Source organism: Mucilaginibacter sp. Mucisp86, assembly GCF_047324315.1.
GTDB lineage: Bacteria > Bacteroidota > Bacteroidia > Sphingobacteriales > Sphingobacteriaceae > Mucilaginibacter.
This window is the reverse complement of the sequence record NZ_CP168503.1, coordinates 3,213,407-3,226,388: the sequence shown is the minus strand read 5'-3', so window position 1 is coordinate 3,226,388 and position 12,982 is coordinate 3,213,407. Positions and strand designations below refer to the sequence as shown.

The following is a 12,982-nucleotide window of genomic DNA, read 5'->3' as shown; positions in this document are numbered from 1 at the left end:
TTATATCCTTGGACAAATTGGGGCCGGAGAATCGGTATAGCGACTAAATATATAGCTTATTGATAATTCAAAACCGCCGCGGCCAGATGTAACCGCGCGAAGCCCCGAAGTATTAAAATCATAGCTGGCGCCGATAACCATCTGCTTGATATGGTAGCCAACATTGGCAATTGCAGCGTCCTGCAAGCGCATCATACCACCAAGTACAAGCCCGTTGTCATCAGCAAATTTAAGCTCGGAGTATAAACCAAGGGCTTTGATTTCACCCTGTCCCTGTTTTATATAAACAACGTTAGGGATGAGGTCAAAAAAATCAGATGCCTTGATCCGGATACCGCCATGTGCAGTAAACCGCATAGGCAGCTTGCTGCTAATACCACCGGCTGCAAAAGGATCAGTTACATCATTGATGTGGTTAATGGCAAGCCCGCCAAAAAAATTGGCTTTGTTCATCGGGTCGGCATTGTAATAATAGATACCGGCGCCGGCATCAAATACCGTTTTTGATGAATATCCAAAATTTTCAAAATTGGGCAATGTCGGATCAAAGCCGCTGTTTGGATCATACTGGTTATCTGACTGAAGCTTACCAGGGTCAAAACTGCGGCTGATAACGCCTGCCTGCAAACCAAAGTGTAAGCGCTGGTTCCCGTCGCCAGATAGGGTTATCCCATAACCAAATGACCCATAAGCTGTAAAATAATTATAACCTGCGGTACCCGCCTTTTGATCAAGTACATTAATGCCAATGCCAACTTTATCAGTCGGCTTAAAATCGGCTGATACCCCGGCTGTACGGTAACCGTTGCTGATGTTTGTCCACTGGTCCCTGAAATTGGCAGACAGGCGCGTATCGCCATCAAAAACACCGGTAAGCGCCGGGTTTAGCCAAAGCGGGTAAGCATAATACTGTGAAAAATGCGGATCAACCTGCGCCTTCACTGTTCCGGCAACTGCAAGCTGCAGCGCTATGGAAATAATTAGTAGTAATTTTTTCATCGTAATAGCGTAATTGTTCCTTTTTTAGTCAATTGCGCCCCATTATTCATTGTTGCTTTTAAATAGTATACATATACGCCCACGGGCATTAATGAGCCTTTAAAATAACCGTCCCATCCTTTGCTAACATCGGTTGAGGTAAAAAGCAATTGCCCCCATTGGTCATAAACATAAAAGGAAAGCGTATTTATATTTTTGCCGTGTACATAAACGATATCGTTATTTCCATCGCCGTTGGGGGTAAAATTGTTAGCTACGTATATCACATTATTATTATCAATAGTGGATGCCGTTACCGCTGCCGAAGCCTCGCTGAGCGTACAGGATGTAGCACCCAAAGCCTTTACCCTGATTGTTACCGACTGGTTAAGGTCAAGACCGCTCACCTTATGCGTTAAACCTGCGCTTCCCGAATTTGGTTCAACATAAGTTAAGCCGTTATCGGTACTTACCAGGTAGCTTGTTGCACCGCTTACCGCACTCCATTGAAAAGTTATGCTCGATGATGTCACTTCCCCTACGGTTACTACAGGAGGATCAAGCGGTTTAGTCATTTGCACCTGTACCGTAACCCTCCCGTTACTGTTACATCCGGTGGTGTTTGTAGCTTCTACATAATAATTTTTGGCGGCGCTTAAGTTACCGGTAGTGTATGTGTTGCCTTTAGCAAGCAGGGTTCCGCCTGTAGGTGCGTCATACCATGATATTATTGCAACTGCATCCGACGATGAAGCGGATAAGGTGGCACTGGTACCCGGACAAATGGAAGTGCCCGAACTGCTTACGGTAACCACCGGCAAGGTAACTACAGATAAACTTACCGTACCCCGCGCGGATGAACTGCAGCCACCGGCATTTACAGCCTGCACATAATAAGATACTGCACCTGTTACATTGCTGATTGTGTAAGTTGTTCCGGTATGTAAAATATTGGCGTCGGTTGCGCTGCTGTACCAGTTGTAAACAACGCCGCTTTGTGCATTTTGTATAGTAATTGTTGTTGTGGAACCGGAACAAACGCTAACGGTGCTTTGTGCAAATTGCGGAACCGCGGGTAATGGCACAACTGTTACTGCTATAGTTGTTGGCGTACTACCGCAGGTACCGTTGGATGCCTCAACATAGTAACTCCGGCTGGCATTCAAAACAGGAGTAGTGAAAGATGTACCCGTGGCAAGTAACGTAGTTTTAGCCGGCGAATCATACCAGTTATAGGTTAATCCCGACTGTGGTGAGCCAACTGCAAGGGTGGCCGGGGTTCCCTGGCAAATGGTTACATTAGATGCAACTGGTGATGGAGGAGGGGGTGGAGGTGAAACCTGGAAAGTAATCTCATTACTGACAGAGGCTGTTGTACATGCGCCCGATGTTACCACCCGGCGGTAATAAGTATACTTATTTAAAACAGGTGGATCATAATCTTTTGATGTAGCCCCTGCAATATCAGTAAAGGTTACGCCATCTGTTGATGATTGCCATTGATATGAAAAAGTACCATCTCCGCCGGCAGCCGTACTGCCCGTAATATTAGTAGGATTACCTGTACTGCAGAATTGAGTAACAGCAGGTGTATTAATAAAATTATTGCTCACTGCCCTGATTGGCCTAACTGTAACATCATAAAATGAATCATAGGCAACAACACCACCGGTAGTGGTTTGCCTGCGCAAACTATACACTATACTTGCTGCAGAGTTGTTTACTAATGATGATGTTATATAATCTTTCATTGTATTTGCAGATGGTGCATTTACCCAATTACCGTTACTGTTTATCTGCCAGAGGTAACTATTAGGAGTTGGCGTTTTTACATCGCCGTTAAGTACGGCAGCAGCAGCCGAACAAATGGTAATTGCCTGCAGGGGCGCAGCAGTTAAAGCATATGGAGCAAATGACGTTTCAACAGATCTTATATCTGTATGAAGGGGCAATGGAGATTCAAACGCCCGGCTAAAGCCAGCGAATGGAAAAAAAAACAGGCAAAACATCGCCCATAAAAACGTTTTATGCAAACGTGCAGGTTCAGGGTGCATAGCTTAAATTAACGGATAATGATAATAATTATCTTTCATATTATTAAATTTTCAGAATATTTTAACCGAAAACAATAAACATTTTAAAGCAAATCAAAATTAATTTAACTCAATTGGGGGCTAATAAAATGTATTATTGTTAATCCAGGTTTAAACATAACGTCACATTGCAACGGTATCCTGCCCTGTTGTACGGTACAAACAATTATAATGTTCACATTATCAAGAAACTTTTAAATCGTATAAACGTGATCCGGGGAATAGTTTGAGATATACCACGTGAGGGCTGGTTTGGATATCTCAGCACACGATGCTTCCCTGGTTTATGCTTTTTTCAGGACACGATCGAATAAAAGGTTAATATCTTCTGAAATTTTTAAAACGTAGGCAAGAAACACGTACACCACACCGATAATGCCCGAACGGTAAACCATATCCAGGTATACATTTTTTAACGAAGGCAGGTAAAGCCCGATAAGCAGGCAAGCCGCAAAAATCATTAAAATATAAAGGTGGGCTTTTGCAAAGGGTTGTAGGTTAAACTTCATTTTAATAAATAGCCAGTACGCAAAGTTTAGCACAAACATGGTGATCAGGTATGACAAGGCAGCCCCCATCATGCCCATCCGTGGTATCAGGATCAAATTTGATAATACGCACAGTACTACTGCCGATACTATAAAAACAGTGGTAAGCCTGTAATATTTAGATGCATTCATGATATAACCATTTAAACCGCCGGTCATATCAACCAAAAATGCTACGCCCACCACAATAAACACATTGAAATAGCTTGTGTAGTCGTGTTTATGCAGCAACATGATAATAAATTGCTTGTTGATAACCAAACCAATAAAAAACAGGCAGCCTATAAGCATCTGTACTACCGATGTTTTGTAATAGATTTTACCAATTTTTGCAAGGTCATTAGTAACCCACGATTGGGATATGATCTGCAGCGAAGTACGGCTCAATGCTTTGGCCGGCAAACTAATAACTACTGCGATGGCGAAAAACGTACCATAAATCCCTACATAACTAAATGATTGTTTGGTAAGCAGGCTCAGCATCAGGGTATCAAGATTCTGGATCATTACAAAGGAGCTACCGCTCAACACAGTAAAAATGCCATAACTGAGAAATGTTTTTCTTTCACTCAGCAATTGCGTACCGACTGATGAAAACTTAAAATGTTTGCCTTTCCTTATGTAAGCCAGCAACACCAATACGGCTATTAGGTTTGCCGTTATGTATATCTGTAAAAACCCACGATAGTCAATCAGCTTAATGGCTATTAATAAAACACTGGCAGTTGTAAACAAACGCAACCCCACTTCGCGCAAAAAGGACGACAACACATTTTTAAATACAGTTAGCGCCATGTTTTCCAGCACCGAAAACACCAGTGTAAAAAACGATAATGGAATGAGATAATAAAAATATTTGATTAGCAGCGAAGCGCCATTTTTATCCTTATAATAATCAATAATGGCATCTTTAAATACAACAAAAAGTATAGTAAAGATCACGAAACCAATCAGGCTCCAAACGGCTACGAAAGATGCAAACCCGCCATGCCTTTTATCCTCGCTGCGATAATATGGAAAATACTTAAGGATAATATTACCAATACCTAAGCCGGCAAACTGTGCGTAAAGCAGGGATATGGTGCCCATTAAAATAAAAAAACCTATTTCCTCAGTAGTAAGTACCCGCTGAAAAAGAATGATGAGGTTAAAGAAACCCAACGCTACCCCGGCATACAATATGAGGCTATTAAAAAATCCTTGTTTTTGTAATAGGTTCATTTAATTTTTATTGGTGATACTGCTTTGGATAATATTATCAAGCAAAGCAATGCGCTTATTTATATCATAGTTTTCGACAATGTGATCATGAGCAGCCAACCCCATTTTAGCGGCTAATTTAATATCGCCGGCAATTTGCTTCATTTTAGCTGCCATAGCGTCTATATCATGTTCAGGAACAAGAAAGCCGGTTACATCGTCAACCACAGCCTCTTTTATTCCGGCGTGTGCTGTACTTACGATAGCCAGGCCTGCAGAAGCTGCTTCAAGAATGGTATTGGGAGTTCCCTCCATGTCACCATCGGCAGCCGTTACCGAATGCTGTACAAAGCACCGTACTTTTTCCATAAGTGCACGAATTTCAGCTGATGTCATCACACCGGTTAATGTTACACTATCGGAAAGGCCAAGTTCTGATACCAGTTGCCTGGTATTATCCAAAAGAGGCCCATCGCCTACCATCCATAAATGAGCTTCCGGAAAACTTAAATGCACCTGCTTAAAGGCCCTGATAACCGATAGCGGCGATTTCTTCTCAACAAACCGGCCAACCGACAAAAAATCAGGACCGGAGTTTGATATATCAATCAGCGGAAACCTGGTTCCATCAACGCCGTAAGGGTTGAGATGTATTTTTGATGCCGGGGCACCCATTTTTTTTAAAGCCTCAACCATATCATTTGATACCGCCACAATTGCCGAAGCATAATCAAAGGCCTGAGGATAAAGCGGCAAATATTTGCCTATAGTTGGCCTGTGATGTGCGTCGGCCCCATGAAAATGAATAACCAGGGGAACAGCAGCCATTTTGCAAGCTTCAGCAACAGATGCGCCCACCATGCCATATTCGGCAAGCACAACATCAATATTGTACTCTTTAAGATATTTATACAGGGCACGGGTACGTACCCCGATATTTTCCTTCTTGAAAATTCGCTTTTGGATAAGATAGCTGAGCAAGCCCAGCTTTGAGCGGATCAGCGTTTTCCCTTCTTGATCATAAACCGGAAAGGCGCCACCGTACAATACTTTTTTATTACCGGCCAACCTATCGACATGCGCTTGTATAAAGGTTTCAGAAAAAGCGTCTTTATTGGGCTTTATGATGCAAAGGTTAAATTGCTCCATTACACAGTTTCGACATTTTTTTGTGCGATGACCACATACAGCGAAGCATCCCGATCGCGCTGGGGCTGCGAGTGGATCTTATCGAACAAACGGATAAAACTTTGCATCACAAACGCAAAAGGTGGGGCCAGAAATTTAGGCAGCTTTAGTAATATGGCGTCCTGGAAAAGCTGGATGCCGCTTGCTGCAAGCCCCATAATACCATGAAATGAGGTAATTTTAAAACCTTCGGCTTCAATAGTTTTACGCAAACCGGCACTTGTCCATCTCCAATAATCATAGGGGGTTGGATGATAGTACCAGTAGCCGTGTGTTGTACATATAATGCTACCGCCTGGTTTCAAAATACGCAAAGCCTCAGAAAGATAGCTATGCGGTGAATCAACATGCTCCAATACCTGGTTGGACAGAATGATATCGCAAAAATTATCAGGCAAAGTGGTTTTACTATCGTAATCGATATGATAGTCGGCCAACGGGTTAATATCCAGGTCAACACCGATATATTTACCAACCATGGGTTCAATAACCGATTTGTAGGGCATATCACCGCAACCAAAATCAATAAGCACGAGGCCTTTATCAGCATCGGTTAAATCCTGTATTGCTTTTAAAGTTGCATTACGCAACTTTGTTAAATGTACATATCGCGTTGAGAAAAGGGTTGGATTTAGCCGGCTGTTGCGAGTCATATCCGCCAAAAATACATGTTTTTGCTGATTGTTAAAAATACTTCATGCGTTGCCCCAATACTTGCCTATAAGCAATAAAAGCTGCCGGTAAACAGTCAATAAAATAAATAAATCTTAACTAAAAACAGCACGATGGTGTGTAACACCAGGTTTGTTTATGCCCTAAAAGATAAAAGGACCAAGTGTCGGCCACTGGTCCTTTTATCTTTAAATTACCCGTATAAATTTTAATACTTTTTTGATACAAACAGTTTATGGATCTCATAAGCGCTTAACGCTCTGTGATAAATCCTTACTTCATCCATAGAGCCGCGTACAAGGTACCCTTCCCATGAAACACCCGGGTTATCGCGCCCAATGTACAGGTCGGCATCTGTGTTCATGTTAGGCGCCGGCATATTATTTGTTATGGTATCAAGCGTGCCGTCAACATAGATGCTTAGCTGATGTTTGGATACATCGTAAACATTGGTAACCAAATGCCATTGGTTCAGGCTAATTACCTGAGTTCCGCGGGCAGCGGCACTACCACCACCTGTGCCGTAAGTTACAATACCCAAGGTTGAAAATCCATAGCCTGTGATACCCCAGGCCCATCCGTTTTCAACGCCTGAATAGTGCTTTGTTAGCAAATTAACACCATAAGAGTAATTATACTCATCTAATTTAACCCACGTACTTAAGGTAATATTGGTATTGCTTAAACGTAATGCCTGGTTATCTTTTACAACAATATAGCTGCTCGATCCATTAAAATAGAAAGCACTGTTTGCGTTTCCGAACCTATCAGTTGTTGAGGATATGTCATTAGCTTTGCCATTATTTTTATAAGGCGAAAAATCGTTAAGGTTATTATTAAAAGGGTAGTAAGCCAGCAAGCCAATACTTAAACTGTCTTTGACCGTTACCAGGCAAGTGGCTGATTTTGTTTTGGCAGAATCAGTAACCGATATCTTTGAGGTACCTTCATTCTTAACCGTGATCTTTCCTGTTTTAGAAACAGATACAATCGAAGTATCAGAAGATTGCCATGAAAATTTTGAGGTATCAAATGAAACAGGATCTACCTTCAAATCCATTTGCAATACATTACCAATGTAAGCCGTTAAAGTATCCGTAATGGCTATATTTTGAAGCTTTACAGGCTGAGGAGTGGGATTGTTTTGCTCTTTGTGACAAGAAGAATAAATAGCAATAGTTACTAAAGCCCATACAAGAGGCATTCTTTTTTTCATGTAATAAGGTTTTGCCACAAAGATATAAACATTTACATCAATAGACTAATACTACGTCAAAATTCACCACAACCCGAAAGGCAGTAAATTACCGGGGGATGAAATCAATTGTTTTTCACCGGACTAACCGTAGCTGCTTTTTTCCTGGCCGCTGTTTTTGTAGTAACCAGCACCACACCATTTACGGCCCTATCCCCATAAATAGCAACAGCAGTTTTATCTTTTAACACGCTTATCTGTTCAATATCGTTCGGGTTAATTCTATTTAACGATGCGCCCTGGGCCAGGGCTACCCCATCAATAATAATTAAAGGCGCTGATTTACCACTATACTTGTCACTAACTATTACATGCTGCTTCGTTGTATCAACAACCAACCCGCCATATATTGGCCTGTCTCCGCCTGATGGATTTACAACATCCCCGGTTTTATTTTCGCCGGGTTTTGCCGATTTATCATCTGTCAGTGTAAAGCTTATCGGCACAGAATATTGAACTTTTACGGGCTTCCCATTCTGGATTCCCGGTTTCCAGGCAGGTGATATACTTAGCACCCTTACGGCTTCTTCGTCGCAACCTGAGCCTATCCCTCTCACAACCTTCATGTTTGATAGCGACCCGTCTTTTTCAACAACAAAAGTGATAATCACCCTTCCCTGAACATTATTGTCATGGGCGGCTTTTGGATATCTAATGTTAGTCATCAAAAACTTACCGAAGGCTTCTATACCTCCCTTGAATTCCGGTACCTGCTCAACTGATGTGAATACAGCATCAGGGCCTGACTGGGCCGAAGCTATAGAAAATCTTGCCGGAGCAACCGTTTTTACAGTGTCGGCATCGGGAGCGAGTGCAAAGTTGATCGGTACCGAATACTGAACCCTTACAGGGCGGTTACCTTGCATTCCCGGCTTCCATCGCGGCGACAGCATCATTACCCTTAACGCTTCGTTGTTCAGATCATCTGTAATACCTCTTACAATCCTTTCACTTGAAAGCGAGCCATCCTTTTCAACAATAAAGGTTATGATCACCCTTCCCTGGATTTTTTGTTCACGGGCCGACGCAGGGTATTTGATATTTGAAGACAGGAATTTGCCAAAGGCTTCCAACCCTCCCGGAAATTCGGGCAAACTGGCAACCGAGGTATATACCGGTGAGGTATCAGCTGCGGCAACCGGCCTCTCAGGTTTAGGAGGCTCATCAATAGTAATCTCTGTTACTTTACTGGCCGGGGTTGAGAAAACTTTATCGGCTTTAGTGTTGATAACCGTAATGGTATCACTGTTATTAATTGTAGCTGATGACAGCACCATCATCAAAATAAACAATGGAGCCGACAGCCCGTATTTAATAAGTGCCGTGCGGTGCGATTTATTTTTTTGCAGCATAATGATACGTTCTTTCAACAGGCTTTTGTTAAAAAATGAATTAACCAGGCCATGTGTCGGCGTATTAAATGTTTGGCTTAACAATAGCATAGCATAATCGGCCTTATCGGTGCCGGCCTCAACTGCGTGCCTGTCGGCAATAAACTCGTGGATGTGTTTTATTGCCCTGCGATAAAAATACACTATCGGGTTAAACCAGTTAATGATCATCACCAGCTCAACCAGCAGCACATCGGCCGAATGCCATTGTTTGGCGTGTACATCCTCGTGCGTGGCTATTGCTTCATTAGCCTCACCATCAGCATTTAATTTTACCTTTTTGAAAAAAGAATAAGATACCGGTGAATCGGGCTGGCTGATCGCCTTTTTTAGCCTAAACAGCTGCCAAATCAGCCTGCCTGATAAAAAAACAATGCCTGCAAAATATATAATGAACAATACCTCCCCTATACTAATGGGCGATTCTGCTACAGGTTTAAAGTGATAAACCAATACAGGACTACTGTAAAGCGTGTACTTTACTTGCTGGGTAATGAACAGGTTTTGAACCCAATCGGCCTGGATAACGGGTATCATAAATGATAACAAAGCGGCACTTACCAGGTAAAGCCTGTTAAGCTGAAAAAAGGTTTCTTTACGAAGCAAAAGCACATAAAACCCGTAAAACAGCAACAGGTATATGTTTACCAGTAATAAATATTGCCACCAGTTCATAACTATTTTTCTTTTAGTTTCTCAATCAGTTTCATGATCTCATCGGCCTCCTTCAGGTCGATCTTTTCTTTCTTTACAAAAAATGAAAGCATGCGGTTAACAGAGTTGTCAAAATAACCGCTCAGCAGTTTATCGGCAGCAAAGTTCTGATATTGCTCCTTGCTGATAACCGGGTGATATTCATGGCTTTTGCCAAACGCTTCATGCCCAACAAAACCTTTTGTTTCCAGGATCCGGATAATTGTTGATACGGTATTATAAGCGGGCTTGGGCTCAGGTAACTGCTCGATAACGTCTTTAACATACCCTTTTTTTAATTGCCAGAGCACTTGCATAATCTGCTCCTCGGCGCGGGTTAACTCTTTAATTTCCATGTGCGTACTTTTAAATTAATACCTCGTGTATTAATATCTTCAATTGGTTTAACTAAGGTAAGAGATGTATTTTTAATTTGCAACTAAATTTTTAGTTATCACTTTCTTAAACTTTAAATCGTCATATTCGTTGTGATACTTCATACCAGATTATAAATGAACATAACCTTCCATGGTGCTGCCCGTAATGTAACCGGCAGCAAACATTTACTTCGCCTCAACGACGGCACCAACATATTATTAGATTGCGGCATGTTTCAGGGCCTGGGCGAACAAACTGAAGAAATGAACGAACATTTCGGCTTTAATCCCAAAGCAGTTACGCACATGATCCTTTCGCACGCTCATATTGATCATTGCGGTTTAATACCGCGATTGGTAGCCGAAGGTTTCGACGGGAATATCTATTGCACCTCGGCCACCATGGATCTTGCACGGATCCTCCTGCTCGATTCGGCAAAAATCCAGGTGCAGGATACAGAGTATAGTAATAAGCATCGCACCCGTAAAGGCCTGCCCCTGCTTACCCCCCTATATACAGAAGATGATGTAATGGAAGCCCTGCGCCTGTTTAAAATTGTTGAATACGGCGAGGAATTTGCAATTACTCCTGAAATAAAATTCAACTTTACCGATGCCGGGCACATTTTGGGCAGCGCGGCGATACACCTTACCGTTACCGAAAATGGCAAGGATACGCACATCACTTTTAGCGGCGACGTTGGCCGTTACGGCGATCTGCTGCTGAAAAGTCCGCAAACTTTTGAACAGGCCGATTACATCCTGCTCGAATCAACTTATGGCGATTCGTTGCATAAAGAGCTTGGACCAATTGAAGAGTCATTATTGGAGATCATCAAACAAACCTGTGAGGTAAAAAAAGGCAAAGTAATTATCCCGGCATTCAGCGTTGGCCGTACGCAGGAACTGCTCTATGCCTTAAATAGTTTGGAGCTGCGAGGGATTCTACCGGATGTTCCTTATTACGTAGATAGTCCATTATCAGAAAAGGCGACACAAATATTGATGAACCATCCGGAGGTTTATAATAAAAATGTACAGGAGGTTTTAAAAACCGATGCCAACCCTTTCGGATTTAAGGGTTTGCGGTTTATTGAAAGCGTGGAGGAATCAAAGGCCCTGAATGATGACCCGCGACCATGCGTAATCATTTCCTCATCGGGCATGGCCGAAGCAGGCAGGGTAAAACATCACATCAAAAACAACATCAACAGCCAAAAGAATACCATTTTAATGGTTGGCTACGCAGAGCCCAATTCATTAGGCGGCAGGCTGTTAAGGGGCGATCATGAAGTACATATTTTTGGCGAAATGTATGAGGTTAAGGCCGAGGTACGCTCCATCAAATCAATGAGTGCCCATGGCGATTATGATGACCTGCTCCATTTTCTGGCCTGTCAGGATCCCGCACTGGTAAGAACCGTATTTCTGGTTCACGGCGAGTACGATGTGCAACAACACTTTGCCGCGAAACTAAAGGAACATGGTTTCAAACATATTGAAATTCCTTATCAGCATCAGAAGTTAGTTTTGGAGTAAAACTAACAAACCATCATTGCGAGGTACGAAGCAATCCCTTATTAGCAGGTCCGCCCTGCATAGTTCGCGATTGCTTCGTACCTCGCAATGACGATCGCAGACACCGTCTGCTTATTACACCTTCCCTACCTGCTTAATTACCGCAATAATATCCTCTTCTCCAAAAGCGGCTTCCGCATCCTGGTAAGTTTGATAGGCGGTTTCACCCAGCGGGGTAGCTAAACCCAGATCTTTGGCCAGGCGCAGATCTTTGGCGATATGTTTTAATGCAAAAGCTGCGTTATAGTTATTGTTAACAATGGCATCACCTTTAATTTTGATGAACGGGCTTCCTAATGCACTATTGCTGATCAGCGTTGTAAGTGCTTCTGCATTAATGCCATTTTGCTGTGCCAGCGTTACCGTTTCGGCAAATCCCTGTGCAACAATACCAAGCAGGGTATTAATGGCCAGCTTGGCCACATTGCCCGAACCTGTGTCTCCTACAAGCATCACCAGTTTACCCATTTTTTCGAGGATTGGTTTTGCCTGTTCAAATGCACCGACCTCACCTCCAACCATGATCACCAGCATGGCATCTTCAGCCTGCTTTACACTGCCGGATACCGGGGCATCCAGGTAATAGTTACCCTGAGCCTTACATGCATCTGCCATCTCCTTACTAATGGCAGGCGATACGGTGCTCATATTAACGATGATCTTACCGCTCGCTTTTGCAGTCAGCAAACCTTCATCTCCATTAAAAATATCGTTGATGGCCTTGTCATCTGATACCATCACAAAAACAACGTCGACGTTATTTAATAGTAAAGCCGGAGATGCGGCAGTACCGATTCCCTGTGATTTAAATCCTTCTTCTTTATCCTTACTGCGGTTATAAACATTTAGTGGATACCCTGCTTTGATCAACTGCAGCGACATGGGAACACCCATTTTGCCCAGTCCTATCCATCCTATTTTTACTGTATTCATAGTAGCTATTTTGTTTTTGTTTTATATAGATTTTATTGATGTCTACTCCGCGCGTTCATCCAACAAATGTCAAGAA

At 42.6% G+C, this 12,982-nt stretch carries 10 protein-coding genes; 1 reads left to right on the top strand and 9 read right to left on the bottom strand.

Translation table 11 applies throughout. The features are described from left to right. From ACEN9X_RS13745 to ACEN9X_RS13710, 8 genes are all read right to left on the bottom strand, one after another. Entirely contained in the window at positions 1-999 is a 999-nt protein-coding gene (locus ACEN9X_RS13745; protein ID WP_413670903.1) for a PorP/SprF family type IX secretion system membrane protein, read from the bottom strand. Next, on the bottom strand, positions 996-3,032 hold the full coding sequence (locus ACEN9X_RS13740; RefSeq protein ID WP_413670902.1) for a gliding motility-associated C-terminal domain-containing protein: 2,037 nt from the start codon (positions 3,030-3,032) through the stop codon (positions 996-998). Before ACEN9X_RS13740 ends, ACEN9X_RS13745 begins: the two co-directional genes overlap by 4 nt. Positions 3,033-3,355: 323 nt before the next feature. Next, positions 3,356-4,840: a lipopolysaccharide biosynthesis protein gene (locus ACEN9X_RS13735; protein WP_413670901.1), complete on the bottom strand. Its 1,485-nt coding sequence runs from the start codon at positions 4,838-4,840 to the stop codon at positions 3,356-3,358. Next, the gene (locus ACEN9X_RS13730) at positions 4,841-5,968 is read right to left on the bottom strand and encodes a glycosyltransferase (RefSeq protein ID WP_413670900.1); all 1,128 of its coding nucleotides are present in this window, start codon (positions 5,966-5,968) and stop codon (positions 4,841-4,843) included. After that, positions 5,968-6,597 carry a class I SAM-dependent methyltransferase gene (locus tag ACEN9X_RS13725; protein ID WP_413670899.1) on the bottom strand — a complete coding sequence of 210 codons (630 nt, stop codon included), beginning with the start codon at positions 6,595-6,597 and terminating at the stop codon, positions 5,968-5,970. The genes ACEN9X_RS13730 and ACEN9X_RS13725 overlap by 1 nt, the downstream gene beginning before the upstream one ends. A gap of 290 nt (positions 6,598-6,887) precedes the next feature. Further along, complete coding sequence (locus ACEN9X_RS13720) at positions 6,888-7,895, bottom strand: LamG-like jellyroll fold domain-containing protein (protein WP_413670898.1); 1,008 nt, start codon at positions 7,893-7,895, stop codon at positions 6,888-6,890. A 104-nt stretch (positions 7,896-7,999) separates the two neighbouring features. Beyond that, positions 8,000-10,000, bottom strand: a complete 2,001-nt coding sequence (locus ACEN9X_RS13715; protein WP_413670897.1) for a TonB family protein — start codon at positions 9,998-10,000, stop codon at positions 8,000-8,002. Between the two features lie 2 nt (positions 10,001-10,002). After that, positions 10,003-10,374, bottom strand: a complete 372-nt coding sequence (locus ACEN9X_RS13710) for a BlaI/MecI/CopY family transcriptional regulator (protein ID WP_090534685.1) — start codon at positions 10,372-10,374, stop codon at positions 10,003-10,005. A gap of 156 nt (positions 10,375-10,530) precedes the next feature. On the opposite strand from ACEN9X_RS13710, the gene ACEN9X_RS13705 reads away from it, so the two are divergent. Next, positions 10,531-11,934: an MBL fold metallo-hydrolase RNA specificity domain-containing protein gene (locus ACEN9X_RS13705; RefSeq protein WP_413670896.1), complete on the top strand. Its 1,404-nt coding sequence runs from the start codon at positions 10,531-10,533 to the stop codon at positions 11,932-11,934. A gap of 114 nt (positions 11,935-12,048) precedes the next feature. Here ACEN9X_RS13705 and ACEN9X_RS13700 read toward each other — a convergent pair whose 3' ends face one another. Beyond that, entirely contained in the window at positions 12,049-12,906 is an 858-nt protein-coding gene (locus ACEN9X_RS13700) for an NAD(P)-dependent oxidoreductase (protein ID WP_413670895.1), read from the bottom strand. Positions 12,907-12,982: the final 76 nt, after the last annotated feature.

Coding starts and splice junctions, on each gene's coding strand:
- ACEN9X_RS13700 (WP_413670895.1), bottom strand. CDS start 12,906: ATGAATACAGTAAAAATAGGATGGATAGGACTGGGCAAAATGGGTGTT.
- ACEN9X_RS13745 (WP_413670903.1), bottom strand. CDS start 999: ATGAAAAAATTACTACTAATTATTTCCATAGCGCTGCAGCTTGCAGTT.
- ACEN9X_RS13740 (WP_413670902.1), bottom strand. CDS start 3,032: ATGCACCCTGAACCTGCACGTTTGCATAAAACGTTTTTATGGGCGATG.
- ACEN9X_RS13720 (WP_413670898.1), bottom strand. CDS start 7,895: ATGAAAAAAAGAATGCCTCTTGTATGGGCTTTAGTAACTATTGCTATT.
- ACEN9X_RS13735 (WP_413670901.1), bottom strand. CDS start 4,840: ATGAACCTATTACAAAAACAAGGATTTTTTAATAGCCTCATATTGTAT.
- ACEN9X_RS13705 (WP_413670896.1), top strand. CDS start 10,531: ATGAACATAACCTTCCATGGTGCTGCCCGTAATGTAACCGGCAGCAAA.
- ACEN9X_RS13730 (WP_413670900.1), bottom strand. CDS start 5,968: ATGGAGCAATTTAACCTTTGCATCATAAAGCCCAATAAAGACGCTTTT.
- ACEN9X_RS13715 (WP_413670897.1), bottom strand. CDS start 10,000: ATGAACTGGTGGCAATATTTATTACTGGTAAACATATACCTGTTGCTG.
- ACEN9X_RS13710 (WP_090534685.1), bottom strand. CDS start 10,374: ATGGAAATTAAAGAGTTAACCCGCGCCGAGGAGCAGATTATGCAAGTG.